Below are 26675 nucleotides of genomic sequence, written 5' to 3'. Positions count from 1 at the left end.
ACTTTTCGTCTCTCATCTTACAGATCTGTTTTTATACAAATCACTGTGCCTGAAACGTAATTGGTTTTGACTCGGCAATGGTCTTGTAAGAATCCGCGTCGGTAATGCGGAACTTCAGCTCAACATCCTGAATCTCCGTGATATTGTTCTTTTCCAGATCGGACTTCATGAGTGTGATGTCATCGAGCGATTTTTTTCCGTTATATACCGTAGTCGAAAAATACGGTTTCATCATAAAGCCGTTGATGGAGAGATCATCTACATGAATGGTCACATTCTTGCCGGATGTGTTCTCACAGTATACCAGAATGGATTTCCCCCAGAAGCTGTTCTCATCCACGGTCTTACCGACGATCCGGATGCCATTTTCATTGTAGAGTTCTGTGCCCGCCGCATCGATCGTGGTATCCATCTGATCATATGCCGACGTTTTGATCGTCACACAATCCGGATTATATCGGTTGGAAATGTTATCCGACTCATAGATATGGAAATAGATTTCGATCTGCCCGACGGTATCGATTCCTGCAGCCTTCAGTTCCTTGCTGGAAAGATGCATGGTTTCATTCGCCTTCTTTCCCGGCGCGACTTCGCATGCAAACAGGTCCGAGATCATGCAGTCATTCACGATCAGTGCTGAGCACCCCACCATGATCTTTTTATCCGAATGATTCTCAATCAGAAGTTTTACACCATCACCCCAGATCTCGTCTGTTTCATATCCCAGGGCAGTGATTTTGACGCCTTCGTGATCCACCAGAACCTGTTCTTCAATCGTAACCTTCTCCGGCGTTTTTGTATTCTCGCCGGCATCCGAACCCTCCTCCGGGTTTGCAGCCGTACTGTCTACGGTTTCCGTTTTGCCGTCTGACGACACGACAGATTTCTTTTTCGACGATCCGCCGTTTGCCAGAATCACCCCCACCAAAACCAGACCTAATACCGGGATCAGCCACTTCTTACGCTTTTTCAATTACCATTTCCTCCTCTTTGACGTCTTAAATCCATGGGACAGCTGTATTTTTCCGCGCCCTCCGCATGTCTTCTAAAAAACGTTGGCCATTCCGTCTTTTTCTGTATTATAGTCTGTCTTCCGTTTCTCTGTTGCCCCCGCTGCGGTGGGAAACTGATGTTCAGTTTTGGGCTCCGCTGTTCCGAAGAGGCTCAAATCCGTTCTCTTTGAGCATAGTGTTGACATCAATGATGCTTCCGGGGCGTTCGTTAAACGCGATCATGAGAAGAGCGTCCCTCGGATCCTTGGCGTATAATTCCGGCATTTCATATTTTTTCAATGCTCGCTGTGTTTCGGGCAGTGACAGTTCCGCCGCATAGCAGATCCTCAAAATGACATCCCTTCGCTGGGTGTGCTTCTGCCCGGAGAGCAGCTTATATCCATAGCGCTCCGAAATATCCGCATTGAGAAAAACACGCTGGAGCGTCATTTTTTTAGCCGCAATCCTGTCCTTGATCATCACATAAAAGGAATTTGCATCCGACAGCATGCTGTCACTGTTATCCCTCACATAAGCCTGGTAATCGGAAAAATGCGTGTTCTTCAGAACCTTTTCCAGTTCACCGGTATCTTTTTCCTGCATATATGCCTCCTTGCGTGTTAAAATAGCGTTATGAATCAACGAATGAAAGGATGGGTAAAGCCGTGGATCTGAACCAGCGTCTGTCCGTCTCCTACTACAAAACCATCGCCGCAATCAATGAATCTCACAAGATCGATCTGGTCCGGCATCAGGAAACCGGAAAGATCTATGTAAAGAAAACTCTGAACGTCTATTCCATTGATGTATACAAATATTTAAAGGAACACCATATTACCGGCATTCCGGAGATCATCGAGTATTTTGAGGACGACGGCACCCTTATTCTCATTGAAGAGTATGTTTCCGGCACAACCCTTCGCGAAATGATCGAGTCTCACCGTCTTTCCCCTCATAGCATCGTCCGCTATCTCACCGATCTCTGCGGAATTCTGGAGAAGCTCCATTCCCATAAGCCGCCCATGGTCCATCGCGATATCAAACCGTCAAATATTATCATAACGAGTTATGACAATGTGTTCCTTTTGGACTTTAACGCCGCGAAATACCGTTCGGTGGAGCAAAACCGTTCTTCCGATACCGTTCTTTTGGGCACACAGGGGTATGCCGCTCCGGAACAGTACGGTTTTGGAGAATCCTCTCCGCAAACCGACATTTATTCCATCGGTATCGTTCTCCGTGAGATGGTAAATTCCCTTTCAGACCGTGATTCTTCTTTTGATGCGGTCATCTCCAAATGCACCCAAATGGATCCGAAAAAACGCTATCGTTCCGTCCGGGACCTCCAAAACGCGCTCCGGAAGCTGATGGACAAAGAAGCGGATCTCCGTCCGGAATCCAACACCGTAACGACCTTTCTCCCGCCCGGTTTCCGAACCATGACTCCGGGAAAAATGGCCATTGCGATCCCGACATATGCGGTCGTCTTCGCTCTTTGTCTCTCATTTGATGTGAGGAATACGTTCGGTGCCGCGCTGTGGCTCATCCGTATCGGATTTCTCCTGATTGCACTCGGTGACATTTTTATTGGTTACAATTATCTCGGTGTACAGAGGTTCTTTCCGCCATGCCGAAACCGAAATCCGTATCTTCGGATTTTTGGAATTCTTCTCTTCTGCGGAATCTACTCTGTCCTTTCGTTCGTTCTGCTGATATTTATGAGAATGATACTCTTTCCATCTTGAAATATAGCATGAATCGCCGCTCTTCGCTGCCACCGCGGAGGTGGCATTTTTTCATAGGAAATATCTCCGAAATTCCCCCAAAAAAAGGCTCAATCACAAATTTTATGTGATGGCTGATTCCTGACATACTCCTTCCGGCTCATATCCATGATCTTCAAGAGTAAGATATGATGGCAAAACTCAATAAAAAAGACTCCTAAACTTTTTAAAGTATATTGCAAAATTCAATACTTCTTTTCCCATCATCCTATGCGAAGCCAGCGAGGTCTCACTTACCTGCTGGCTTTTGTATAACACAAATCCCTGATATATGGTAAAATATACATAAATGAACCTCAAAAAGGAGCAGCAATTAATATCGTGTTGTGAATAAACTTATAAAGAACGAGAAATTCAGTATCAGCAAAGAGTTCTATTTATAGGCGAACCGATAGAGCCTCAGATAACGGATATCGAGACCGATGCACCGGAAGGAAGCTATGAGATCATCGGTATGAAAAAAATACAAAGCCCGGAAAGGGAATGGTGATACTGCATGGTACCGGTTCTTACGGGGGAGCAAAAAGGTTGAATTTAAGATACTCAGGAGAAGTATTAAGAATTCCAACAGGATCTATTAGCAACGATCAAATTTATGCATAGAGAGGATTCACATTTGAAAACCAAATCATCAAAACTTGAAAACATACTATTGCGTATTGAGAAATTCTGTGACAAGCTGCCGCAGCCGGCGATCCTGTTCATGTGGTTATTCATAATAACTGCTGTGTTGTCGCTGATTTTCAACGTTTTTAATGTGACGGTCATCAATCCGGCCAACATGGCGGAGGTCCATGTGAAAAATTTCTTTTCAAGAGAAGGCCTGTACTGGTTTCTTGCAAATATGATCACCAATTTTACGTCCTTCCCGCCTCTGGGCCTTGTACTTGTGATGACCGTAGCCGTAGGTTTCTGTGAGGAGTCAGGACTCATCAAGGTTTTCCTGAATGCCAAAATGAAGCATACCTCTCAACGGTTTCTTCCCTATCTTGTGGCTTTCATAGGTATCCTCGGCAATATTGCTTCCGATACTTCAGCCATAGTGATTCCGCCATTGGCGGGGCTTCTCTTCTTATCTGCGGGACTTCATCCGGTTGCAGGAGTTTTATGCGCTTATGTCGCCACTCAGTCGGGTTTTTCCGCCAACATTATGATTTCCGGTACAGATGCGCTTTTACAGGGGATTTCTCAAAATGTTGTTGATGATTTTTTCGGAGAGGGAGTTCTTAATGTGGATGTCACATGTAATTGGTATTTCATGGCTGCATCCACCATTTTCTGTACTTTTTTGATAGGCTTTATGTGCAATCACTTCATCAATAAAAGATTAGGTGAATATGTTCCTGCACAGGGGCTTTTGCTCAACACGGAAGATGAGGTTACACCGCAGGAAAGAAAAGCCCTTTCCCGGGCCGGTATTTCCATTCTGCTATTTCTTATAATAGTAGTCTGCGCAACAGTATGGGGTCCTCTCGGAATTGTAGTCGGAAAGGAAAATGTCGATACAAGAGCCTTTATAGGTTCCTATCTTCTGAAGAATCTGATCACTATCCTTGTTTTCTTTTTCAGCGTCCCGGGTATTGTTTACGGACTTTCGGCCGGTACATTTAAAGGGCTTGATGACATATACAGGGCTATGGTCAAGGTCATGGGCAGGATGAGCGGATATTTGGTCTTTTGCTTTTTTACCGCTCAGTTCCAGAAACTGTTTTCATGGACCAACATAGATCAACTTCTTGCCATCAATGGAGCAAATGCTCTTAAAGCCAGTGGATTTACCGGCTTCGGAATGATCGTCAGTTTCATTCTGTTCAGTGCCTTAATAAATATATTTATTACTTCGTCTTCTGCAAAATGGTCGATCTTTGCGCCGGTCTTCATTCCCATGATGCTGCTGGCCGGCAGGTATCACCCTGCCATGACACAGCTCTTTTACAGGATCGGAGATTCAACCACCAACTGCTTCACTCCGGTTATGCCATACCTGTGGGTAACGCTGAAGGCATCACAGGATATGTTTGATCCCAAGCTGAAGATAGGAACGTTTGTCTCAAATCTCTTCCCGATCGGAATGATCCTTCTGGTAATGTGGGTCATTTTCCTGGTGGTATGGATGTCCTTGGGTCTTCCCATCGGGCCGGGGGTAACGACCTTGGTGAACACATGAGGATTCGGATGGAGCCTATAAATATCAGGATGTGAGTTTATGTGCATCCTCTGTCCACAGGTACAAACTCGCTCTTCCTCAGGAAGATCCTTTTTTATGCAACTGTCGATATACTACGCCGCAGGGTCAACGGCCGAGCTATCACATAGAAAAAATGATTGACCCCCAAAAAAACAAGGGCCGCCGCAGCAAAACGGCAGGCCCCTGTGTCACAGAAGCTTTGTGTCAAAGTGCTTTCGCGAACTCTCGGATTTCTTTCAGCTTTGCTTCGGACTGGTTCTCGTCCCCATTCGCAGTGATGACTCCGGCAGCTTCGATTCCCGCATATCCCATGTAAGCCTTAAACTGAGCGATAGCTGCATCATACACTCCTTCCGATCCTGAGGAAAGAAGAAGTGCTGCCTTCTTCGCCTTTAAAGGCTTTCCAATACAGTAAACTCTCTGAATCGCAGCTTCCATCTGCGCCGTCATCGTGAAATAGTAAATCGGAGAAGCAAATACGATCATATCGGCTTCTTTGTATGCCGGAAGGATCTTCTCGAGATCATCCTTCTGAATACAGACGCCGTTCCCCTTTGTATGACAGTACTCACAGCCAAGGCAGCCTGCAATTTTCATCTGGCCGACATGATACACATCCACTTCATGACCGGCATCTTTCGCTCCCTCACAAAAGGCCTCAACCAGTGCAAAGGTATTGACTTTCCTCGGGCTTCCGTTAAAAACCGCAATTTTCATAGGGTGCCTCCTTCTCTCTAAACAGGTATTGACGCTCCTGAACATTTTTTCAGAACATTATAATGAAACTCATCTTTACAGACTCTCTCTGAGAATCTTTACCACTTCATCTCTGGTTAAAACCTTATATCCGCCTTCAAGGATAAAGGTTCCGTCTGCAATCCCTTCAATCATATCCTCTGTGGCGCCAAGTTCCGAAAGGCTCATGGCAACCCCGATCTTTTTCATCCAGTCTTCCATTGCCGAAAGTCCCGCCATGGCAACTTCTTCATCCGACTTTCCGTCTGCCTGAATGCCCCAAACCTCTGTTGCAAATCTCTTAAATTTCGGAAGTCCGTATGGCATAATGAACCGGTAATACGGTAAAGATACCGCAGCGAGTGTCATGCCATGGGTAGCATCCGTGAATCCACCCGCAGACTGTCCCAGCATATGCACCATCCAGTCGGTTCTCTTTCCTCTGGAAATAAGCGTGTTCAGCGCCCATGTCGCCGTCCACATGATATTGGATCTCGCCTCATAATCTTCCGGGTTTTCGATGGCAATCAGAGAGGAATGAATAACCGACTTCATCAGCGCCTCTGCGATATAATCACTGGTGTTGTCATCTTCTCCCGAAAAATACTGCTCACAGATATGATTGAAAATGTCATAGATGCCCGCTACCATCTGTCTCTTTGGAAGACTCATGGTAAACTTCGGATTCAGGATGGAAAACTTCGGCATGACCGCTTCCCCAAAGACATGTCCGATTTTCTGATGCGTCTCATGATTGGTAATAACCGATCCGGCATTCATTTCAGAACCGGTGCCCGCCATCGTAAGGATGCATCCAACCGGAACGATTTCACAGGTCGGCTCCTCAAAACGAATGAAATACTTCTCCCATGGATCTTCGTCGCAGCAGACCGATACCGACACTGCTTTCGCGTAATCGCAGCATGAACCGCCGCCAAGCGCCAGGAGAAGATCGACCTGATTCTCCTTCGCAAGCTTCACTCCTTCACGAAGCTTTTCTACCGTCGGATTCGGCATTACACCGGCATCTTCAATAACGTTTTTGCCATTTGATTTAAGGATCTCAATGACGGCGTCATAGATACCGTTCTTCTTGACAGAACCGCCTCCGTAAATCAGCTGAACATTCTTTCCATATTTCGGAAGTTCCTCATTGAGATATTTTAAGGAATCATCTCCAAAATATAATGTTGTTGCGTTGCGATAGCTGAAATTACCTAACATATTGAATTCCTCCTTATTCCCAGGTCAGTTTGCCTGTTTTCTGTGCAATTTCGTAACGGCCGATCTTATAATTGAGTTTTTCCAGAGCAGTGTCATATTTCTTCTTTGCATCCAGAATCCGTTCTCTGGCCTCTTTTAAAAGATTCGCTCTTGCCTCAATGGTTCCGTCGCCAAGCTGAAACAGTCTTACATACTCGATCAGCATTTCCACCGGAACGCCCGCATCGCGCATACAGACCGCATTTTCAACCCATCCGATATCCTCTTCCTGATAATTCCGGATACCCGCCGCTGTACGATGAACCTCCGGGATAACCCCTACGCGTTCATAATATCTGAGCGTATCCGGGGAAAGATGATATTTCTCGCATACTTCTTTAATTGTCATGACTTTAGGCCCTCTATCCTGTGTTTTCGCTGTTTTTATTTCTGTTTTTCACTGCGTTTTTACTGCATCTCTCACGATCATTGACGCCTCTGATATTTGCACTATACACCTTGGAGTCAGCTCTAAGTCAATACCTTTTTTATGCCGCCCTACCGTCCTGCATCAATATCAGCAGTGTATTGACAGGATTCCGTTTCAGGATTCGGTGTCCCGTAAACATGTTGGTTTCGTGATTCGTATCATGATGAAATCCTGTCCGGAATATCAGGTCGCCTGCATCGTTTTCGTAATAACCGCAATGGCACAGGGCATTCGCCCCTCCACCACATAATACTCTGCTCCGGTGTATCCCATTTCTTCAAAGAAGCATTTGTAGGAATTCAAGTCAAACTGCCTCCTGAAATCCGCACCGAGCAGGGCAATGAACTTTACCGCAGCGCTTGCGGAACCTTTCGTCAAATTGATATACGTCGGGATAATGATCTTTCCTCCCGGTTTCACCACACGCACCAGTTCCTGTAAGGCCTTCTCCGGTTCCGGGAGCAGATGAATCACATTGCCTGCAACCGCCTTGTCAAACCGGCCATCCCGACACCTGATATGGGTAATATCTGCTTTCCGGAAGGTGACATTGGGGTATTTTCGGCATTTCTTTGCGGCCTGTCGAAGCATCCCCGGGGCAAAGTCTGTCGCAATGAGTTTTCTGCACTTCTGCGCAGCATAAATGCTGATCGCACCGGTTCCGCAGGCGCATTCGAGAACTTCGTCTGACGGGTCGATCAGTTCCGCGACCTTCTTTCCGGTTCCGGTATAAACTTTACGGTTATACAGATTTTCAAACAGATCATATATTGGTGAAATCCTGTTCCAAAACATCAAATCAAACCTCTATTCCTTCGTATAAGCTTCCGCATATTTTTCAGTGATTGCCGTCGGAAGCTCAAAATGCTGGTAGTCCTTCCGGTATCATTATACCGACAATCCCTATTCCGAAATATGAGCTCATTTCGATTCCTCTTTTTTCTTCCGCAGCATAGCACTTTTTTTCTACCATCAGGTATTCATTTGACTTCTGGTTCTATTATACGCCGCTTTCTCATCACTTTGATAACCTTTTATTGGACCTTTTTCCCGTCGATCCGACCGACGATGCCGCTATGCGGCGAGGAGACCTTGAATCTGGGTTCATGACTCTCCTCTGCAGAAGATGGGGTGAGACGGTTTCAGAAAAAGGTCCGATGGACCTTTTTCCCGTCGATCCGACCGACGAAGCCGCCATGCGGCGAGGAGACCTTGAATCTGGGTTCAAGGATCTCCTCTGCCGCATAAAGAAACAAGGATAGGCTTAACGCCTATCCTTGTTTCTTTCATTCGTGCAGAAGATGGGACTTGAACCCACAAGATCTTGCGATCACACGGACCTGAACCGTGCGCGTCTGCCAATTCCGCCACTTCTGCATATCACATATTAAAATGAATAAAAAAATAAAAACTGCGGAAGATGGGACTTGAACCCACACGTGTATACGCACACAAGATCCTTAGTCTTGCCTGTCTGCCAATTCCAGCACTTCCGCATCTTTATTCTTTTCGTCGGCGCTCTCGCATCGACTCATATATATTACCATCCCGTTTCAGATAATGCAAGCACTTTTTCCAAAATTTTCAGATCTAAATTTTCTGATCTTCTGATCCAAAATTTTTAATCATTCTAATCACCCGGCCGGAGCGCTCCCCGCCGGGTGATTTCCACATTTTCCAAAGATAGGATCAAATACCGAGTCGAAACACGTTTCGCGAATTTCAAACGTTCAGCGGCAGTCGCCAGGACCTCACCGGGGCGTGGACCTTGTCGAGTTGGCCGTGTCATATAATCGCACATTCTACTTTCTCCGGTCATGGCCGGTCTGCTGATAGTAAGCTGCCTTGTTGTCATACATTCGCTGATCCGCCTCGGAAATAATTTCGTGCAGAGTTAGCTTTCGGATCTCATCCCCTGCCACAACTCCCAGAGACAGCGACACACGCTGTCCGCCAGAACCGGTCCAGTCTTTCTTCACCTGCGAAAGAGCTTCCAGAATCTCCTTTTGCCGTTCCCGCGGAATCCGGACCATCGCCGCAAACTCATCGCCGCCGATCCGATAGACTTTTCCATAGGGGTTTAAAACTTCCTTCAGCCCGTCCGCGGCAGCCCGGATCATCTCATCCCCGGCCTCATGTCCCAACGTGTCATTACAATGTTTTAATTCATTGAGATCAGCAGAAATGTAGACGGCATCCGCCGGAAGGTCTTTCTTCTCAACGCGCTCCATATCCTCATCATACGCCCGTCGATTCCACAGTCCGGTCATGTTATCCGTATGTGCCATCCGGTCATACGCAGCCTTCTCTCTCCTGCTCATGATCAGATACGATATCGATCCGATCACCAGAACCGCAGTCAGAATTGTGACAATGAAAATCGTATAGATATGTTCGTGAATAAAATTATCGATATCAAACGACGAACCGGCACCGATATACTCATAGGTTGATGTGATGACAAAATTCTTCGGGAGCGCGGCAATTCCTCTCTCCAAAAGAGAATACAAAGGGATTTTCCCCCGGTTGACCGCCATGCAGATCGTTCTGTTTTCCGGAATCGGAAACGTATTCAATACGCGATTTCTCACCTTGCTGAAATACGCATCCTTCACGGTCTCATTTACCAGCATCACGTCGGCATCTCCGGCTTCGACAATCCGAAATCCCTCATCCGTACTCTCACATTCAACGGTTTCCGCATCCGGATACAATCTCTCTGAAAGCCTTTTCTGGAAGTTGTTTCCGTTTACCACCGCAATCCGCTTCACCATATCTTCCTGGTATTCTCCGCGGAAAATCATAAACATGGGAACCCGGATCAATTCCGACGTCAGAAATACCTCTTCTTCCTCTGCTATGGTCACATCGTTCTCACACGGAAACATCACCTGGATCTCTCCGTTTTTCAGCGCCTTCAGCATGTCATCCATGGAATCATAGCTGATATAGACCGGTGTGACACGTCGTTCAATCCCGAGAAAATGGAGCATATTGCTGACAATGTCCGTGATCACGCCCTGAACATTTCCGTCCGGGTCTTTTCCGGAAAACGGGAGATAATTTGCGAAGTATCCGATTCGGAGAACCGGATGTTCCGTGATATACCGGTTTTCCTCCCTCGAGAGCGACATACTGACCGCATTGCCCTGAAAATACTTTTCCATGAGCTGGTTCGTAAAATTCGGTTTGATCGCCACAATTTCACCCAACGCAGAGTCCAGTTTTCCCAAGAGATCCGGTCTGTTTTTGGAAACCGCGAGATAATAATCCGATCCACCGATCCATTTGACCGGAATCATGTTCATCCCGTAACTGATATTCAGCGCAGTTGTGACGGTTTCCTGTGTCTCACCGGAGGAAAATGCCTTCTGCCTGGACTCATTCCCGTCAAACAGCCGGATCTGGGCGCCCGGCGCTTCTTCCCGGATCCATTTTTTCAGAAGATCATACTGGTAAGAGTTTCTGTTAATGCCGATCACATGTCCGTCAAAAGACGAACCTCTGAGCTGTACCAGCGGATCATCCGCATGTGCATAGATATAATAACTCTCGACACCCATCGGATATCCCGGAAAGAAAGCTTTTTCCTCCCGCTCCGCTGTCTTGGTCAGTCCGGGCATGAGATCAATTTCCCCGCGGTAAAACTGCTCCAGAAGTTCCGTCCAGGTACCGTATACATATTCATATTTCCAGTCTGTATAGTAGGATATCATCTGGAGATAATCATATGCATAGCCCTGTTTATGGCCGTTGTCGTCTTCTGTTAAAAAATTTTCACCCTCAAAAAAAGCGACCTTTACTGTCTGCTCTGCTGCCCATGAAACACGGCAAAACAGCATAACAAAAATCAGGGTAAAAAAAACGGTACAGGCCATGTAAAATCGCGAAAAATCAATCTTTTTCTTCATGTAATTCTTCAACTCTTTCTGCCGTTCCTGATTGATCTGCGTGTCTTTTTCTATTTTAACATATCATGGCACTTCGCACCATAACATATGTTATTACATGCCGTTTATATGCTGTTTATATGCCGTTTACATACCGTCCGTTTCTCTGTTCAAATATTTCGGAAGTGTGATTATCCATTTAGCTTCCATATTCCCTATACTTCATCGCTCAGCCCGGTTCTATATTTAAAAATCTCGATGTCTTCGATACCCATTTCCGTAAGCAGCCTTTTTGTTTGCTCACAGTCGGCCCGATCATTATACCCCTTGATCATCGGCACTCTTATCCCGATCTTTTCCGGGCATTTGTCCACCAGCAATTGAAGATTCTGAAGGACCTGATCGTTGTCTTTTCCGGTATATTCCCTGTAAATACGGCCGTTCAACGTTTTTACATCAATAAAAAAACGGTCTATCCTGTCCATAACGGCTTCGAGATTTTCACGTGGGACGTTAATTGCAGTCTCCATGGCGATGTTTATCCCGTCACAGTAAGAATCAATGAACATTTCACTTTTTTTCAAAGGCCAGTCGGGGATAATGATCCTCTTCCACATAAATTGTCCCGCAATGTACAAAGCCCAACTTCCTGACAAGATTCTGCATGACAATATTATCGCCATGGGTATCGATTCTCAGATGACCGCACTGCTCATACGCCCAGTTGATGCAGAACGCCCCGATCCCCTTTTCGGAGCCGTCTCCGGCGATTCTATGGATGACACCGTAGGGACTGTTATCAAGCCACGAACCATCTGTGATCCCGCAATAGGTCGGCTCAATGTCCTTCCCATAACGGAAGAAAAATGTTCCCACGACCTTACCGTCATCATTGACGCATACATAACTGTTGCCGTCATGAATATCGTTATGGATCAGAGTTTCCGGCGGCCAGTTGGTCGGTCCCCATTGGTTGGGATTTCCATGCTCTGCCATATACGTTCTCGCATAGCTGTATATCTCCATCATTCGATCGAAATCCTGTTCCGTAGAATGTCTGATCTTCATAAAAAACCATTCTCTCCTTTACCCTGATTATCTCTCAAATCAGAGCGAGTGTGTTCGGCAGGTGCCATTTCATCCGTTACCCGAAGTTCTATAAGTTCCTCACATTTTTTGCTTCGGCGTTTTTGAAGTGAACGCTTCTCGCTCTTATGGTTTTCCCCAAAATACGGTAAAACGTTTTCAACTGTTCAAAACTGTACTGATAATCGGTTTCCCCTCGCGATCCAGAAGCGGTGTAAGGCCACCGGCATTGCCGCTACAGTGATACATATAGTTTATCCCCGTTTCCCTGTCTACCCAGATCTCAGTGATATTAAGTGTCCCCTGAGTGTATACCTTTTCAAATCTTTCGTTCTTAGCCATTCTAATTTCCTCCTAAACACATTTACATCATAATCGTGAATAATCCACGGAATCTGTTTACTTCTTTTATATTGTCTGACTTTACAAGCTATATGTATCTTTTAAAGACTCTGGAAAACAGAACCGCTTTATCGATCATCTCATTCATTAGAACATCATAATTGGAATGATCGTCAAAGTTTAACCCTGGAATACGGTATAGAATTCTTGAAGCCTTTTTTCCATCCAACTTTTGCCAATCAAGGGGCAATGCAAGTTTTTCTTCTATCTCTTGTCCTTTATTTGTTATAGCTTACTTTCATTTTTTCACCTCAAATAAAACAAACAACACATTTTAATATTATCATAGAGGGACCGGAATCGAAATAAATATAGTTTTCTATATTTCTTCTATTTGATTTTGGGATTGCTCAATGAATTGTTTTACAATAACGAACCATCTCCCAAACCGAAGATGCCAACGTCAGCTGAATCCCCTCTTCCGGATCTGATCCTCCTGGCCAAAAAAAGGAGAGCCGCTATTACACGACTCTTCTTGAACTGTTTATTTCGAATTATACTTATCCCTGAGACTTTCGATATATTCTCGCAGATATTTAAACGGGAATGGAAGAACAGTCAGCTGTCCATTGTGGACAAAAGTAACATTCATCGTTGGTAGAAGTTGTTCAAACATCAGTGGCGCTCCATTATATGCCTCGATACACCTTACATTGGCTGCGTGCGGAATTTTCCAGCGCAAACCATCACCGATCGTTCCAACATAATAATACTGCTTACCATCTTCCATGTAAGTTTTAATGTCCAAACACGAAGAAAGCAGATCTTCCCGTCGTTCTTTTCCACGAAGATTCGAATCCCCTGATGCTAATAATTCTTTTATCTCATCCGCCTCTGGCAGTGTAATGATGCCAGTATCTTTTATGATATTGATTCTTCCCTGCTTGTCACGGATAAGCCCTTTGACATTCTCCCCTTTAGTTTTCGCATCCTCAAAAATGTTCACACAATCGGTATACTCATTCATTTCAAACAGATTAAATTCCTGTTCCTGGATAACAAAGGATCCATCCGGATGAATTTTCATAAAGAAATACTTTGTTTCTTCCTCCAGCTTCGCTTCTGCGCCAAAAGATATGTCTTCCTTTAATCCAAGTGTATCCCAATGAAATAATGTGATTCTTCCTTCTTCTAAATCCCTTTTTATCAGAACCTCGTGAACCACCGTAGCAATTGCAAATTGAGCATCTTTCGCAAAATCCTCCAATGTCACATGTTGAAGAGCTACTCTTGGTATTTTTTTATCGTAGGGATCCGAAATACCTTCATAATACTCCCTATTATGGATCACACATATATTGAGCTTATCTTTTTTAATTCTTTTCCCAAAAGATGAAAGAACATCATATTTTTGAAGCAACAATGACTGTAATGTTTCAACAAACTGCTTAGAATACACATCATCAATCTGATCAACGATATGTACGCCAAATGATTTCAGCAGTTCCTGAATCCTTTTAGAATTTTCTTTTGCTGCCCTCTTTTTAAAATCAAGCCTTCCAGACTCCTGTATATCCACGAATTTAATCAAGGCGAGAGATTCGTATTGCAAGTTAAACGCTTCAATCGCTTTCAACAAAACCCCAACCTTACATTTGTCAAATCTCATTTCGCCTTGGAGATCCAAAAAAGAGATATCATGTTTCTTTCCATCGAGCTGGCGCATGATAAACCCCGGTTCGGTTTCTCCGGAAAGACGTCTACGTAATGTATAGTCCTTGGAAATAATGTATTTCGGATAATCTTCAAATTTCCTCTTAGTAAAGGTAATCTTCTTTTTGAGTCGTTCTGAAGTAAAGGTACGAACACTCATTTCAAGGATATTATTTCGCGCAATCCTGACCTCCAAACAGTGGATTTGCCAAACGATATCTTCTTTCTTTTCTTTACCTCGTTTCACCCATCCTGGATGAAAGCAATACAAATGACCGGTCAGGTTATTGAATCTGAGTATGTTCGAATCATAGGAAGAAAGCGCGTTTAGCAATAGCTGTAGCAAAACACTATCCGGAATACCCTGAATGTTTTCTTCGGCAACGGCTAATTTACTTCCTCCTTCAATGATTGAAACCAATTCCTTTATTCGAGTACGGTTCCGATCGTCCCTAAGCATCATTATGACCGCTCTTTTTCCGGACTCAAAAACCAGACTCTTAACACTACGATTAAGTGTAGTTGCATCAAGAATATAGGAACCACCTTTAATATACGGATCACTCGTTTCAATTCTAAAAAAATCATACTTCGATGCAATTGCCTGCTTATCAAGGTTATATGAAATCTTATTCGTTTTTATCCATGTACCCATTTACACACTCCCGAATCAAATCCCATGCTTCTTTGCTCCATGAGAGAACTCCGTTGCTATCTTTCACAAGCGCCGGGATTGAAATAATTCGTACTTCCTCCATCTCGATATCACTTACATTCCACTGCTCTCCTGCAATAATATTGGCAATGATTGCACAACGGCACCCACACTTCCTACCTTTACGCGCGATCTTTTCAAGAATCTGATCTCTTTCTACTGTCGGCCCCTCATGCCAGTTTTTAAAATCAACATATACTGAGGATCCAGGAACTTTGAAATCAAATAATTCAAACGAAGCGGGGTCTTCGATATCCTCCAGGTCAATGTTTATTACTTTTGAGAATAAGTATTTCCCGACCACCTCGCCAAGTGCGCCTTTATAAATATTGTTCCAAAGAGCCGGGGTCATAATGTAATCGTCCTCTCTAAAGCTACAAGCCCATCCATTCTGACTAAAGAGATCCTTTACACCTGGAATGCGGAGTAGCTCCGGCAATTTACTTCCCTGTTCTGATACCATCCGATCATGGTTAGCATCCTTATGAAACGCAACAGATATGTTGTTAAAGTTTGCATCCTGATAATAAAACAGAGTATTTCCTTTTTCAGGCAGCCTTGCGTAGAATTGCTTGATAATAAAGTTACCATCCGCTTCCTCCTTTGAAGCTGTCGGACGGAAAAGGACCAGTTCTCTAAGCTTTTTCCAACGATCCATATTGGACTCTGTCCAATCATCGTTTAAAATTCCATTGATTTCTTTATTCACTCGAACAGCCTTGAGTGAAGCCTCATCCTCAAGTGCGCCCATTTCTGGGGTGTTCGCCCCTCTCTGTTTGATTGCTTCGACCAGCTTTATAAATTCAGGATTAAAAAATCGATTTTCAGCTACGGATACATCGATGTTTTCTGCGATCCGGTCATCTGCAAAAACATAAATATTCTTACTCTTAAGATTCGTTCGGCAAATTCGGCCAATCGCCTGGATCACATATCTCGTACTCAATCGAATCACACTTTGCAGTTTATAAACATACGCCCATTCTTCCATATTGCGCTGTCCATACATAAATGTTTTAAAAGCCTTTTTAACATTCTTCATGGTAGCGTCCGCAGACAGCTCCGAAGATTCCTGCAAAAACTCCATTTGAAACAGATATTTCACAAAATCCGGTTCTTCAAGATTGTCTACCAAATTCACGATCAAATTCGAAGGCTTATCCAGATATATCGCATCGAAATCTTTTTCTTCTCGCATCGTACGATCATTGATTTTTACCAGGTTATCTCTAAGATCCCTGGGTGCCGGATACTGAAGGTTCTGCCCAGCGCCTATCGTCTGATACACCGAAATGACAAAAATTTTCTCACCATACGATAACCTTTTGATCAGAACATCCTTCTTGTCGTCATACTCTTCCCCATCCAGATAGAATAAGGACTTTTGTGCCGAAAAATCTGCATTCTGCTCTTTTGCAATGTAGTCAAATATCTTTTCGATAAGATCCCTGTCCAGATTCTTATCACCTTTTTTAGGATGTTTTGTAAGCACACAAAGGAACGAATAGATATCATCATGAACAACAAACTGCTTATAGGCCAGTGCAATTCTTAAATATCGCGCTTTTTGAAAGTTGTTCGTATCCTCTTTGTCTGAAAACAGCATACCGACGTCATTCGCAATCTTCTTAGCTAATTCTTCATCGTCAAAAACCATTTTCCACGACGAATCCGTATACTTTCCGTTTTCTCCAAGAAGGTCAACATGAATCGCAATATCACCATAGCCATGCTGGTTTTCTTTAAACTCTGTCGCTAACCGATGTCGTTCCTCTCCTGTAAGCGACACAAACAATTTTTGCATCTTATCTTTTAAATAGGATATATCATAGTTTCCAATAACCGACGGAACGGTTGCAGTTGCAGAGATACCGATTACTTTTGCCTTCTCACAGAATCTTAAAAGAATCTTCTCCGGGGTATTCTGAAAAGAACACATCCTTATCTGCGACTGCATATCGTGCGCAGTATCATTCTCAAAAGCGTAATAACGGAAGCCATTTTCGTAAAAGGTAAGATCAAAATCGGAAGGTTCGATATCCCCCTTAATCTTATGCGACGATATCATGATCTGATAGGTAAGATAATCAATTCGGTTCTGGTTCAATCGAAAAAGACTCAGCACAGAACGAATCGCCGCCTCCATTGTAAAAGCGTCTTCGCCTGCTCTTCTTCTCTCCTTTTTGCACTGCATATAATTGTATGCAAGAATATTGACCGCACCCTGAAAATAATTTATAAATCCGCGGATCTGTCCTAACATCACCTGAATATTATTCTTTTTCTTTGCTGGCTTTATTTTCGCAAAGTCAATCGAATTGATTCTTTGTTTGGAATCGCTCCTCATCGTGATATAGGAATTATTCGCATTCAAAATAGCGTGGAACTGATGATCCTGGAACAGATAGTTCTGTCGAATATCCTCCACTTCCCCTGACGTTCGATGATTAAACTGTAAATTATATACTTCGAAAATACGATCCGCTCGATCCTTTAGCCCCTCAATAATTCCATCCAACGATTGTACCTTATACTTACCTGTCATACGTTCTTTCGATGGAGTCGTTAATACCGCTGGAAAGGTATCCATATGAAGAGCTGCGTAGATATCTTTAAAAAGTTCGATATGGTCAATCTTGTTATCAAGTCCATTCTTAATAATCGTCTTTAACATCGTCTCCTTGGTAGCATCAAACTCATCAATAAAAACGATGGCGTCCTTGATTACATCCGAATTATAAAACATATACGACCGCTCTACGATCGTCGCGTTTCGGCTAAGAAACTTATCCATACTCATTAAAAGCACCTGTCTATCCCTGGTAAACACCGCAGGATACAGTTCCCCTACCCATTGCCACTCTTGCTCTGTTTTTATCGCGTATAACTTCTTTTCTACTGTAGAATACTTCTTGTTTAATACTTCTGAAACGATACGCCGAAACGCCGGTTCCGATTTCTCCCTAAGGTTATTTTCTGCATTCTTAAGGTAATCCTGAAGTGATTTATCCTTTTTTTTACGCTGCGTTTGTATAAATTCCAAATCCCTAACAAAGCTTTTGTAGGCATCTGTCTTCTTTATCTCGGTTGAAATGCTTCTTCGAACATCATCACTCCATCCTTCTATTACAGTTTCCATATTCGAATTGATGAGCAATACCTTTTCACGATACAGATCCTCTTTACCAGCTTCCTTAAAAAGTCTTGCTAAATCCTGCTCCGGAAGATTCTTTTTCAGCGTTGTCACAAAGATATATTTCCGTTTTGCATTTTCTTTACGAAGACATGCATCAAATATATACTTCACAGCGGAATATGTTTTTCCGGAACCTGTTGGCATATCAAAAAGCATAAGTCCATTGGGATTCTCATTTTCAGCAAATCGTTTAATCACGTTATACATATATCTATCCTCTATCAGTTCAATTCGTGACTCATCTATTGTTCTGACTTTAAAATCGCATACCAGCAGGCATCACAGACACCCTGATTATTTCGATCGGATTCGCGCAAAGTACCTTCATATTTCATCCCGCATTTTTTCATAACCATACCGGAATGCGGATTTCTTGGGTCATGACGGCTTTCTATGCGATTCGCTCCTACCTCATCAAAAAAGAATTTTATCACTGCCTTCAACGCCTCTGACATTATCCCCTGGTGCCACCAGGCTTTTCCAAGGCAGTAGCCGATATGAACCATATCAATATCGTCATTCAGATTTCCTGCACCAATACTCCCGATTGGATCGTTTCCGTGACTTTTCAGAACAATCGCCCACTGATAATAATCCTTCCGGGAATAGGAGGCCGTCCATTCCTTCAACGCTTCCCTGCTGTCTTCAACAGAGGTATGTGCCGGCCATGTCAGGTATTCCGTCACTTCCGAATCGGAAGCCCAATTTCGATACATCGCCTCTGCATCTTCCGTTGAAAATCTCCTCAATATGATTCGGTCTGTTTCAAGTCTCTTTGTCCCGCAGTGATTCATGCTACTCCCCCATGCCTTCCGTTCAGCTTCTTCCGATCATGGAAGAAACCGAATCGGCGGCTCTCTAAAACACCTCACTACTCTGTCAGAAAATCCCATTCCACTATATGCCGTTTTGCCGTTTCACAATCCCAGTGCCGGTATCATCCAACAAACGCTTGCAAGCCCGGCTTTGGCAGCAACTCCAAAAATAAAGCAACATCGGCAACCACACTGTTCCGGTGCGTTTGCCGATGGTTATTCATGTATTCAGCTTTAAGAAAAATACATCAATCTTTCAAAACTCTCATTCCTCGTCCTTGCGGATATGCTGCGTGAGCTGGATCGAGAAACCGGACGGGGCAATCATCAGGCAGGATCTTGCAGAAGTAGACTCAACCGTATGATCACTTCCTGTCGCATTCTTGAATCCACGGGATTTCAGGAACTCATAAGCCTCATCAAAATCGCGGACATTCATTCGCATCGTGGTCATGTCCTTCTCCATGGACTCCACGCGCGCTACGTCAACATGGAAACCATTCGGATCTGTCATACGGACATTGGAAATATCCTTGCCGTCAATATTGTCCTTCTGATGGCGTCTCTCAAAACCGAGTTCCTCAAAAAGCTTAATAATCTCCTCTGCATTCTTCGAAAGAATCATCGGATTAAATGTTGTGATCTGCATATCTCTCCTCAATCCCAAATATTATTTTTTGATGTGCTCCACAAGTGCGATTCTGAATCCGGACGGTGAAACCATCGTTGCAGCCTTCGCGCTCTTCGTATCGAGAGTCTTGTCGCCTCTCGTATTGGTAAATCCGTGCGCGGTCAGGATGTCGTAGGCCTCCGCGAAATTATCAACATTCATACGGATCAGCGTCACATCTCCCGGAACATCGTTCAGCGCAGCCGCGACATCCACATGATATCCGTTTTCATGTTTCATCCGAACACTGGACACATCGCCTTTCTCTGTTTCTGTCACCGGTGCATGTGTCTTTGCAAATCCAAGATCCTCAAAAACCCGAATGATATCATCGGCTTTGTTTGAATAAATGATCGGGTCAAATGTCGTAATTTTCATTGATATTTCCTCCTAACCTGCGCAAATTGTGTGAAGTTTCAAAAGAATAATGTTCTTTATCTAAAGATACACCATGTTTATGTCATAATTCAAGAAAAGTTCAAAAAAATATCATTTACTGTATTCCCTGTTTTACCTCAAGAAAGAACAGATGTGTGCCTTTGGTATAATTGAATTGCCTATATATTGAGTTTTTCAAGGAACAAGTCCCATTTGGGCTCTGGGAAGTTTTAGAAATGTATTATAACAGATAAAACGAGTTGAAATCCCTTTAATATCAAAAAACGTTAGCGCAAATCAAATTCAGGCTGTCAATTGACAGTTTAGATTTATTATGTCAGAATTAAAGAAAGAAGCAAATAATACATTAAATTATTGGGAGGATAGAAGGAAAGCTATGAAGATCACAAGTTTTAATCCGCTGATATGTACAAGACACGCTGATGAAATTGTTAAAGTGTTCGAAGAACTGGGTTTTGAGACGACTCACGTAAAAGAGAAGCTAAATGACGAGGATATTACAGAATTCCGCCTGAAGGACGCAATGGCTTCCATGTCGATGTCTCTTCGGCCGGCGATAAGCTTCCTATGCCGAATGACCTGACGGTTATTCGCATCAATGTCGATGATTTTGACGAAGCAATGAAATTTTTTACAGACAAAGGATTCTTTAATCCGTTGGGAAACAGAACCATCGACGGTGGATCTTCAAAGGATGCGATTCTGCTTGCACCTTCCGGTTTTGGAATCAGGCTCATTCAACATATCAAGAATCACGATTGAGGAAAAAACATTTGTACCGACGATGCCGCTGTGCGGCGAGGAGACCTTGAATCTCGGTTCATGACGCTCCTCTTCAGAAGATGGGGTGAGACGGTATAAGAAAAAGGTCCAGTGGACCTTTTTCCCGTCGAACCGACCGACGATGCCGCCTTGCGGCGAGGAGACCTCGACCCCTGGGTTCATGATGCTTCTCTGCAGAAGATGGGGTGAGGCGGTTTAAGAAAAAGGTCCAGTGGACCTTTTTCCCGCCGATCCGACCGACGATGCCGCTATGCGGCGAGGAGACCTTGAACCTGGGTTCAAGGATCTCCTCTGCCGCATAAAGAAACAAGGATAGACTTAACGCCTATCCTTGTTTCTTTCCTTCGTGCAGAAGATGGGACTTGAACCCACAAGATCTTGCGATCACACGGACCTGAACCGTGCGCGTCTGCCAATTCCGCCACTTCTGCATCTTTTTAAAAATAAAACTGCGGAAGATGGGACTTGAACCCACACGTGTATACGCACACAAGATCCTTAGTCTTGCCTGTCTGCCAATTCCAGCACTTCCGCATCTTTATTCTTTTCGTCTGCGCTCTCGCGCCGACCTCTGTATAATATCATCTCGTGCGGAATAATGCAAGCACTTTTTTAAATTTTTTATTTTGTTCTAATAAATGGTTCTATTTCAGTGAATTTCTGCCGGCTATCACTCTCTGGAGACATCAATCCCCGAACCGAGATAGCGAAGCATCGCCGTCTGGGGGCTGCCATCCTCCGGAAGTTCCAGCGTCGGTCCGTCATATTCGATCACATCCTCGCAAAGCTTCGTGTACCGCTCTGCTTCCGCGATCGCCGGATATCCGTATTTGCCAAAGCGATAGTGCATCGGAACAACCACGGTCGGCTGAAGCTCATCCACCAGTTTTTTTACATCCTCCGGTTCCATCGTAAAGTATCCGCCAATCGGAACCAGCATCACATCCAAAAAGCGGAGTTTTTCCTTTTGCTCTTCGGTCAGATCGCATCCGAGATCACCCATATGTGCAATGCGGAACTCTCCGTCATCCAATACCCGGATGGTATTCTCCCCGCGGTCGCGTCCCTGATTCCCGTCATGGAAGGAGTGAATCTCGCCAATCTCCCACGGACACTCCTTTTCTGCTGCATTTTTCGTCAGTTCAACAACCCCGGCGCCGTGATCCTTTCCGCCGTGGTCGTTGTGTTCATGGCTGCACAGAACCAGATCGGCCGTCTCGCGAAGCGGCGCATATCCCGGTGCCGAACCGTCGAGATACGGATCAAAAACAATGCGGTAATCATCTTTCTCCAGTGCAAAGCAGCTGTGTCCCAGCCAGGTTAATTTTACATTTCCCATATTGTGATTCCTTTCCGCGCGCCCTTCATTTCCCCGTTCCGGATTACCCGCGCCACCACTTTGTCATGTTCTTCCAATCCGTATTATACTACGAAACATGTGATTCCGGCGAGCACTTGTGCGCATTCCCTGCGGAGCGTTTTTGTCATATTAAAATCCGGAGAACGATCCAAATAACACAGGAAATGGCCGTCTCCCCTTATAATCATTGCTTTCCTGACGTAAAAATGGTATCAGTATTTTTGTCGGTATATTTCTGTTTTACCGGCACATTCTGTATGTTATAAGGCGGGAAATATCTATGAAAGGTTTTTGCGAAAAAAAATTCTGTTCCATGCTGCTGTCCGGCACCTTCACCAAAGCGGTGATGTATCTGATGCTACTCAGCGACAGCATCATTGCCGGCTTCTTTATCGGTGAATCCGGCGTTGCCGGAATCAATGCCATCACGCCGGTGACCGCCATCGTCACCTTCTTTGGTGACCTCGTATCGACCGGTGTCGGGATCGTTTACACCCGCGAGATCGGGGCAATGAAAAAACACCGCGCAGACGAGATCTATTCCCAGGGACTCACCATCAGTATCGGCATCGGACTGATTTCCGCGGCTCTGATCATCGGTTTTCAGAATCTGTATTTCAGTGTGAGCGGCATAACCGGAGATACGCTGGAGAAAGCACTCCAGTATTATCGTTTCATCCCGCTCAACGCCTTCCTGACCATTGTGGTCTTCTATCTTGAACAGATGGTCTACAGTGACGGTGATGAGCTCTGCAACAATATCTGCTACGGTTTTCAGATCGGCGGAAATATCATCTGCTCTGTTGTTCTGGCCGGATTTATGGGAATGACCGGAATTATCTTAGGCTCCGTGATCGGCAATGCTCTTGGTATTCTCACCTGTTTCTGGCACTATTTCCGCAAGAGCAGCACGCTGCACTTTGTATGGCATTTGTCCTTTAAAGATTTTCTTCTGACATCAAAATACAGCATTGTGGACTCTTCGGTATACATCTGCTGGGGACTGATGGACTACGTCATGATCGGGTTTATCTCCCGTCACTACGGGAATTCCGGCCTGATTGCCCTCGCTGTGGTCGTCAGCCTCATCGAATTCGGCGTTGTGATGGATGGTGTGGGAATGGCGATGCAGCCGCTGATCGGAACCTATTTCGGCGAAAAGAATCACAAACTCATCAAAAGGGTGATGCGTTCCGGCATAAAAGCAGCGGTCGCAGAAGGAGCATTGGCAACGCTGCTGATCTGGATCTTCTCCAGGCAGTTCTGCGGCCTGTTCGGCGTTTCGGGCGGTGAATCACTCACCTCGTCCATGACTGCCATCCGAATCGTCTCGCTTGGATTTATATTCTGCAGTTCGGTGTCGCTTACAACCTCCTATTATATGCTGGTTGATCATATCGGCATGGCAACCGGCATCGCATGTATTCAGAACGGTTTTCTGTACATTTGCCTGCCAATCGTAGGATCCGTTCTTATCGGAATCAACGGAATGTGGGCAGGCTTTGTCCTTGCCCCCATCCTGACGCTGATCTGCGCCATGTTCTATGTATATCAGCGATTCGGAAGGGAGAATTTCCCGTTTCTGCTGAAGGAGATGGATTCGGAGATCATTGTCATGGATGAGGTCCTTACCCCGGAAACCGCGTCTGCTCTCTCCGAGCAGACGGAACAGCACCTTCTTTCCCATCAGTATCCCAGTGATACCGCTCATCGCGCGGCGCTGTTTGCCGAGGAGATCGGCCTTTCGATTATCGAACGGAATAAGCAATCGAAGAAACCGCTCTTAATAGAGCTTTCCCTCTTCTTTGAAGACAGTGAGGTTCTTATCATTGAACGCGATTCGGGGGTCCTGTTTGATCTGACCGATCCTGACGCAGAGATCAGGGGCTTGAGTGGATTCATACTCAGCGGGCTCATGGAAGCGCATCGCGAAAAGACTTATCTTGTGACTACCGGATATAACCGGAATATGATACGCTTCCGGCAGACAGCCCAAAACTGATATCACTCCGTTTTCCGGTTTTTCAGATAAAACTTTGCAAAATCCTCAAAGAAGTACGCATCCGGTTTCTCATCCGGATTAACTTTTTTGAAAAAACAGGACGGTATTTCACCCTGCTGCAGATTCTTCGCAACGCAGGGGGAACATCCCCTGTCATGATTGGCCGGATGACACGGACATTTCCGGTCGGTACAGGTGCAAAACGGACTGATGTTGCTCATAAATATCTCTCCTTTCAATGAGGCGAAGCATTTTCCTCTCCAAACCAAAAAAACGTCATTTCCTCTGCCTGCAAAGACCTGACGGCGGGGGAAATGACGTTGATCCCGTTACTCGGCAGCAACGGGCGCCTGCTTGTTTGATTTTCAGATTCTACCAAAAGATTTTCATTCTGTCAATGGCAGCGCTTCTCCAATAGCGCTTTCCAAAGAAATACCCGATAAATATCATTTCCACCCGGCAGTGTAATGACAGCACATGGTTGTCACGAGGATGGTATCCTACTTGCAGCCAGCATCTTCAACCGGTTCGACAGCATTTTGGGCGATTTAACGATAGTCAAAACAGCCGTCGTTCTTTTCCTCTAAAGCCTTTATCATATGAAAAGTGAATTCGTTATACGGTGTCGCGATTCCCAGTTCCCTGCCCATACGAATGAGCGCCCCCGAAAACATATCTATCTCGGTGTGCCGTTTCGCGTCAAGATCCTGAAGGGTCGAGTATCTTGCCCATTTCTGAACCTTGCTTCCCCTGTTCGCCGAGGAATCCGCCAAGGACATATCGATCCCTTTTGCACTGGCAATCGCATCCAGCTCCCTTACAAGTCCTTCCCGGATTGCAGCCACATGGGCGCTGTCCCCGTATGCACCGACACCGACGCCGAGCATTGCCTGCGGAAGATTCTTGCCCACATTCAGCCGGAACTTGCTCCATATTTCCGGCAGTATGACATTGGTCTCCCGGTAATGGAGGCCGGTGCCTTCAAAAAGTTTTTTCAGCGCATCGGTGCGTTCCGTACTCCTGCCATCTTTCTCTCCGTAGACAATTCCAAGGGTAGTTTCCGGATCAAAAAGGATCCGGTTCTGTCTTCGTTCCGAAGCGACCTTAATCAGTGCCGGAACGATATGTTCTTCACCGATGGCAGACGCGATAATCTCCTCACTGTCCACGCCGTTCATCAGACTCAATACCACGGTGTGTTCATCCGTGATTTCCCGGATGTCCGGGATTGCCGCCGGCAGGGCGTTATATTTTACGGCCACAATCACAAGATCTGCGCCATGTGCCTGTTCCGGGGTCTTTACCACCGGCTTGTAAAGTATGTCATTGATGTTTAAACCGTTCGTTTCAAGTCTTATTTTGCGTTCTCCGGAAGCGACAACCGATAACTCGATATTGTTCTTCCGGGAAAGTCCCCAGATAACATAGCTTCCGACAGCGCCCGCTCCGATAATTGCAACTCTTTTAAACTCCATTGGATTGTCCTCCGAATAACATGGTCTGCCAGAACAAAATAGAACGTTCCATACGGAACCGGTCCCGATACTCTTCCGGTCAGGATTGGGATGACAGTATCCGCACCGTTTTATGAACCAATAAAATAGAATCCCTGACCATCCACAACGCAATGTGTCAGCTTAAATGACGGCTTTGACATTTTTTCGGAATAACCGTCGTATTTTCCGTATACCACAACCGTCTTTCCTTCAACCTTGGACTTGAGCTCATCGATCTGCTTGTCCGTCGAAGCGATCAGAAGGAGCCACTGATTTCCATCCACATCGATAAAATCAGCAGTGTATAATTTCAGGAAGGATTCTGCGCTTAAAAACGTGATGTTTGACATCGTTCCCTGAGAATACGCCAGCGTACCCTTTAAGTCCTCCGCTCTGGCAGCGGAATTAAACCGGCCGGGATCGGCCCAGCCGTATCCTGCCGAATCCGGATGTCCGTTTTTGGAAACTTCTGCCGTATTCTTAGTCTGAACGATTCCGTTCACAACCCATGCACCATCCGCATTCACTTCCGATCCATCGATGGTCGTACTGGTCCGGGCATAACCGCTTATATCAAAATAATAGCACTCGGCGATTCCGTCCCCGTTTCCGTCGATCCACTGCCAGGTGCGCGCAGAATAGTTTCCGCCGCCATTATCATACCGCCATCCGTTCGGGTCCTTTTTCCATTCGCCCGCTGAAGCGGAAAAAGCAAAAATCAGAGAAGACAAAAGCGCAATCGGTACAACTTGTGATTTTCTCATAAATACTCTCCTTTGTTGGGGGTAATTCCTCTCCCTGCGTATATTATGCATC

At 45.0% G+C, this 26675-nt stretch carries 25 protein-coding genes and 4 tRNA genes; 4 read left to right on the top strand and 25 right to left on the bottom strand.

The genetic code is table 11. The features are described 5' to 3' along the window. Nucleotides 1-40: 40 nt before the first annotated feature. Both BR86_RS0110750 and BR86_RS0110745 read right to left on the bottom strand, forming a co-directional pair. A complete protein-coding gene (locus BR86_RS0110750; RefSeq protein WP_031473792.1) occupies nucleotides 41-973 on the bottom strand; it encodes a hypothetical protein in 933 nt (310 codons plus the stop codon). Nucleotides 974-1133: 160 nt separating this feature from the next. After that, the gene (locus tag BR86_RS0110745; RefSeq protein ID WP_031473790.1) at nucleotides 1134-1595 is read right to left on the bottom strand and encodes a hypothetical protein; all 462 of its coding nucleotides are present in this window, start codon (nucleotides 1593-1595) and stop codon (nucleotides 1134-1136) included. A gap of 62 nt (nucleotides 1596-1657) precedes the next feature. Between BR86_RS0110745 and BR86_RS0110740 the strand changes: the two genes are divergently transcribed. Together BR86_RS0110740 and BR86_RS0110735 are read left to right on the top strand one after the other, a co-directional pair. After that, nucleotides 1658-2737: a serine/threonine protein kinase gene (locus BR86_RS0110740; RefSeq protein WP_051684748.1), complete on the top strand. Its 1080-nt coding sequence runs from the start codon at nucleotides 1658-1660 to the stop codon at nucleotides 2735-2737. Between the two features lie 655 nt (nucleotides 2738-3392). Further along, entirely contained in the window at nucleotides 3393-4943 is a 1551-nt protein-coding gene (locus tag BR86_RS0110735; protein WP_051684747.1) for an AbgT family transporter, read from the top strand. 225 nt (nucleotides 4944-5168) lie between these two features. Here BR86_RS0110735 and BR86_RS0110730 read toward each other — a convergent pair whose 3' ends face one another. The 16 genes from BR86_RS0110730 to BR86_RS0110645 form a co-directional block, all read right to left on the bottom strand. After that, nucleotides 5169-5681, bottom strand: coding sequence for a flavodoxin family protein (locus BR86_RS0110730; RefSeq protein WP_031473784.1), 513 nt, complete (start codon nucleotides 5679-5681; stop codon nucleotides 5169-5171). A gap of 75 nt (nucleotides 5682-5756) precedes the next feature. Continuing rightward, nucleotides 5757-6923, bottom strand: coding sequence for an iron-containing alcohol dehydrogenase (locus BR86_RS0110725; protein ID WP_031473782.1), 1167 nt, complete (start codon nucleotides 6921-6923; stop codon nucleotides 5757-5759). A gap of 13 nt (nucleotides 6924-6936) precedes the next feature. Further along, nucleotides 6937-7311: a MerR family transcriptional regulator gene (locus tag BR86_RS0110720; protein WP_031473780.1), complete on the bottom strand. Its 375-nt coding sequence runs from the start codon at nucleotides 7309-7311 to the stop codon at nucleotides 6937-6939. Nucleotides 7312-7575: 264 nt separating this feature from the next. After that, a complete protein-coding gene (locus BR86_RS0110715; RefSeq protein WP_031473778.1) occupies nucleotides 7576-8187 on the bottom strand; it encodes a class I SAM-dependent methyltransferase in 612 nt (203 codons plus the stop codon). 498 nt (nucleotides 8188-8685) lie between these two features. Next, nucleotides 8686-8769, bottom strand: a tRNA-Leu gene (locus BR86_RS0110705). A gap of 35 nt (nucleotides 8770-8804) precedes the next feature. After that, nucleotides 8805-8888, bottom strand: a tRNA-Leu gene (locus BR86_RS0110700). Nucleotides 8889-9194: 306 nt separating this feature from the next. Next, a complete protein-coding gene (locus tag BR86_RS0110690; protein WP_031473776.1) occupies nucleotides 9195-11303 on the bottom strand; it encodes a transporter substrate-binding domain-containing diguanylate cyclase in 2109 nt (702 codons plus the stop codon). A 194-nt stretch (nucleotides 11304-11497) separates the two neighbouring features. Then, entirely contained in the window at nucleotides 11498-11812 is a 315-nt protein-coding gene (locus tag BR86_RS0110685; protein WP_242841603.1) for a radical SAM protein, read from the bottom strand. A gap of 40 nt (nucleotides 11813-11852) precedes the next feature. Then, nucleotides 11853-12350, bottom strand: coding sequence for a GNAT family N-acetyltransferase (locus BR86_RS0110680; RefSeq protein ID WP_031473772.1), 498 nt, complete (start codon nucleotides 12348-12350; stop codon nucleotides 11853-11855). A gap of 177 nt (nucleotides 12351-12527) precedes the next feature. After that, nucleotides 12528-12710: a DUF6440 family protein gene (locus BR86_RS0110675; protein WP_031473770.1), complete on the bottom strand. Its 183-nt coding sequence runs from the start codon at nucleotides 12708-12710 to the stop codon at nucleotides 12528-12530. A gap of 88 nt (nucleotides 12711-12798) precedes the next feature. After that, nucleotides 12799-12978 carry a DUF4268 domain-containing protein gene (locus BR86_RS16690; protein WP_278245605.1) on the bottom strand — a complete coding sequence of 60 codons (180 nt, stop codon included), beginning with the start codon at nucleotides 12976-12978 and terminating at the stop codon, nucleotides 12799-12801. 276 nt (nucleotides 12979-13254) lie between these two features. After that, the gene (locus tag BR86_RS0110665; RefSeq protein WP_031473768.1) at nucleotides 13255-15078 is read right to left on the bottom strand and encodes a hypothetical protein; all 1824 of its coding nucleotides are present in this window, start codon (nucleotides 15076-15078) and stop codon (nucleotides 13255-13257) included. Beyond that, nucleotides 15053-18541: a hypothetical protein gene (locus tag BR86_RS0110660; protein ID WP_031473766.1), complete on the bottom strand. Its 3489-nt coding sequence runs from the start codon at nucleotides 18539-18541 to the stop codon at nucleotides 15053-15055. Before BR86_RS0110660 ends, BR86_RS0110665 begins: the two co-directional genes overlap by 26 nt. Before the next feature lie 35 nt (nucleotides 18542-18576). Continuing rightward, nucleotides 18577-19128, bottom strand: a complete 552-nt coding sequence (locus BR86_RS0110655; RefSeq protein WP_031473764.1) for a GNAT family N-acetyltransferase — start codon at nucleotides 19126-19128, stop codon at nucleotides 18577-18579. Nucleotides 19129-19414: 286 nt separating this feature from the next. Then, a complete protein-coding gene (locus BR86_RS0110650; RefSeq protein WP_031473762.1) occupies nucleotides 19415-19798 on the bottom strand; it encodes a VOC family protein in 384 nt (127 codons plus the stop codon). A gap of 21 nt (nucleotides 19799-19819) precedes the next feature. Continuing rightward, on the bottom strand, nucleotides 19820-20197 hold the full coding sequence (locus BR86_RS0110645) for a hypothetical protein (protein ID WP_031473760.1): 378 nt from the start codon (nucleotides 20195-20197) through the stop codon (nucleotides 19820-19822). 397 nt (nucleotides 20198-20594) lie between these two features. Between BR86_RS0110645 and BR86_RS0110640 the strand changes: the two genes are divergently transcribed. Continuing rightward, complete coding sequence (locus tag BR86_RS0110640; RefSeq protein ID WP_031473758.1) at nucleotides 20595-20801, top strand: hypothetical protein; 207 nt, start codon at nucleotides 20595-20597, stop codon at nucleotides 20799-20801. A 104-nt stretch (nucleotides 20802-20905) separates the two neighbouring features. Here the strand turns inward: BR86_RS0110640 and BR86_RS16075 are convergent, their stop codons facing one another. The 4 genes from BR86_RS16075 to BR86_RS0110615 all read right to left on the bottom strand — a co-directional run bounded on the left by BR86_RS16075 (nucleotide 20906) and on the right by BR86_RS0110615 (nucleotide 22340). Continuing rightward, the gene (locus BR86_RS16075) at nucleotides 20906-21163 is read right to left on the bottom strand and encodes a hypothetical protein (protein WP_143099360.1); all 258 of its coding nucleotides are present in this window, start codon (nucleotides 21161-21163) and stop codon (nucleotides 20906-20908) included. A 185-nt stretch (nucleotides 21164-21348) separates the two neighbouring features. Continuing rightward, nucleotides 21349-21432, bottom strand: a tRNA-Leu gene (locus BR86_RS0110625). 19 nt (nucleotides 21433-21451) lie between these two features. Further along, a tRNA-Leu gene (locus tag BR86_RS0110620) sits at nucleotides 21452-21535 on the bottom strand. Between the two features lie 136 nt (nucleotides 21536-21671). Further along, complete coding sequence (locus BR86_RS0110615) at nucleotides 21672-22340, bottom strand: MBL fold metallo-hydrolase (protein WP_038288530.1); 669 nt, start codon at nucleotides 22338-22340, stop codon at nucleotides 21672-21674. A 301-nt stretch (nucleotides 22341-22641) separates the two neighbouring features. Here BR86_RS0110615 and BR86_RS0110610 point away from each other — a divergent pair, with 301 nt between their 5' ends. Continuing rightward, the gene (locus BR86_RS0110610; RefSeq protein WP_031473752.1) at nucleotides 22642-24363 is read left to right on the top strand and encodes an MATE family efflux transporter; all 1722 of its coding nucleotides are present in this window, start codon (nucleotides 22642-22644) and stop codon (nucleotides 24361-24363) included. A 2-nt stretch (nucleotides 24364-24365) separates the two neighbouring features. Here the strand turns inward: BR86_RS0110610 and BR86_RS0110605 are convergent, their stop codons facing one another. The 3 genes from BR86_RS0110605 to BR86_RS15265 all read right to left on the bottom strand — a co-directional run bounded on the left by BR86_RS0110605 (nucleotide 24366) and on the right by BR86_RS15265 (nucleotide 26623). Next, on the bottom strand, nucleotides 24366-24584 hold the full coding sequence (locus tag BR86_RS0110605; protein WP_031473750.1) for a DUF6485 family protein: 219 nt from the start codon (nucleotides 24582-24584) through the stop codon (nucleotides 24366-24368). Nucleotides 24585-24911: 327 nt separating this feature from the next. Then, nucleotides 24912-25838 (bottom strand): ketopantoate reductase family protein, encoded by a 927-nt coding sequence (locus tag BR86_RS0110600; protein WP_031473748.1) that lies wholly within the window; start codon nucleotides 25836-25838, stop codon nucleotides 24912-24914. Between the two features lie 110 nt (nucleotides 25839-25948). Further along, on the bottom strand, nucleotides 25949-26623 hold the full coding sequence (locus BR86_RS15265) for a hypothetical protein (protein WP_051684745.1): 675 nt from the start codon (nucleotides 26621-26623) through the stop codon (nucleotides 25949-25951). Nucleotides 26624-26675 lie beyond the last annotated feature (52 nt).

This window comes from [Clostridium] aminophilum DSM 10710, from assembly GCF_000711825.1.
GTDB classification, from domain to species: Bacteria; Bacillota; Clostridia; order Lachnospirales; family Lachnospiraceae; genus Clostridium_R; species Clostridium_R aminophilum.
The sequence above is the reverse complement of the archived record's forward strand: the minus strand, read 5'-3'. Positions and strand labels throughout refer to the sequence as shown.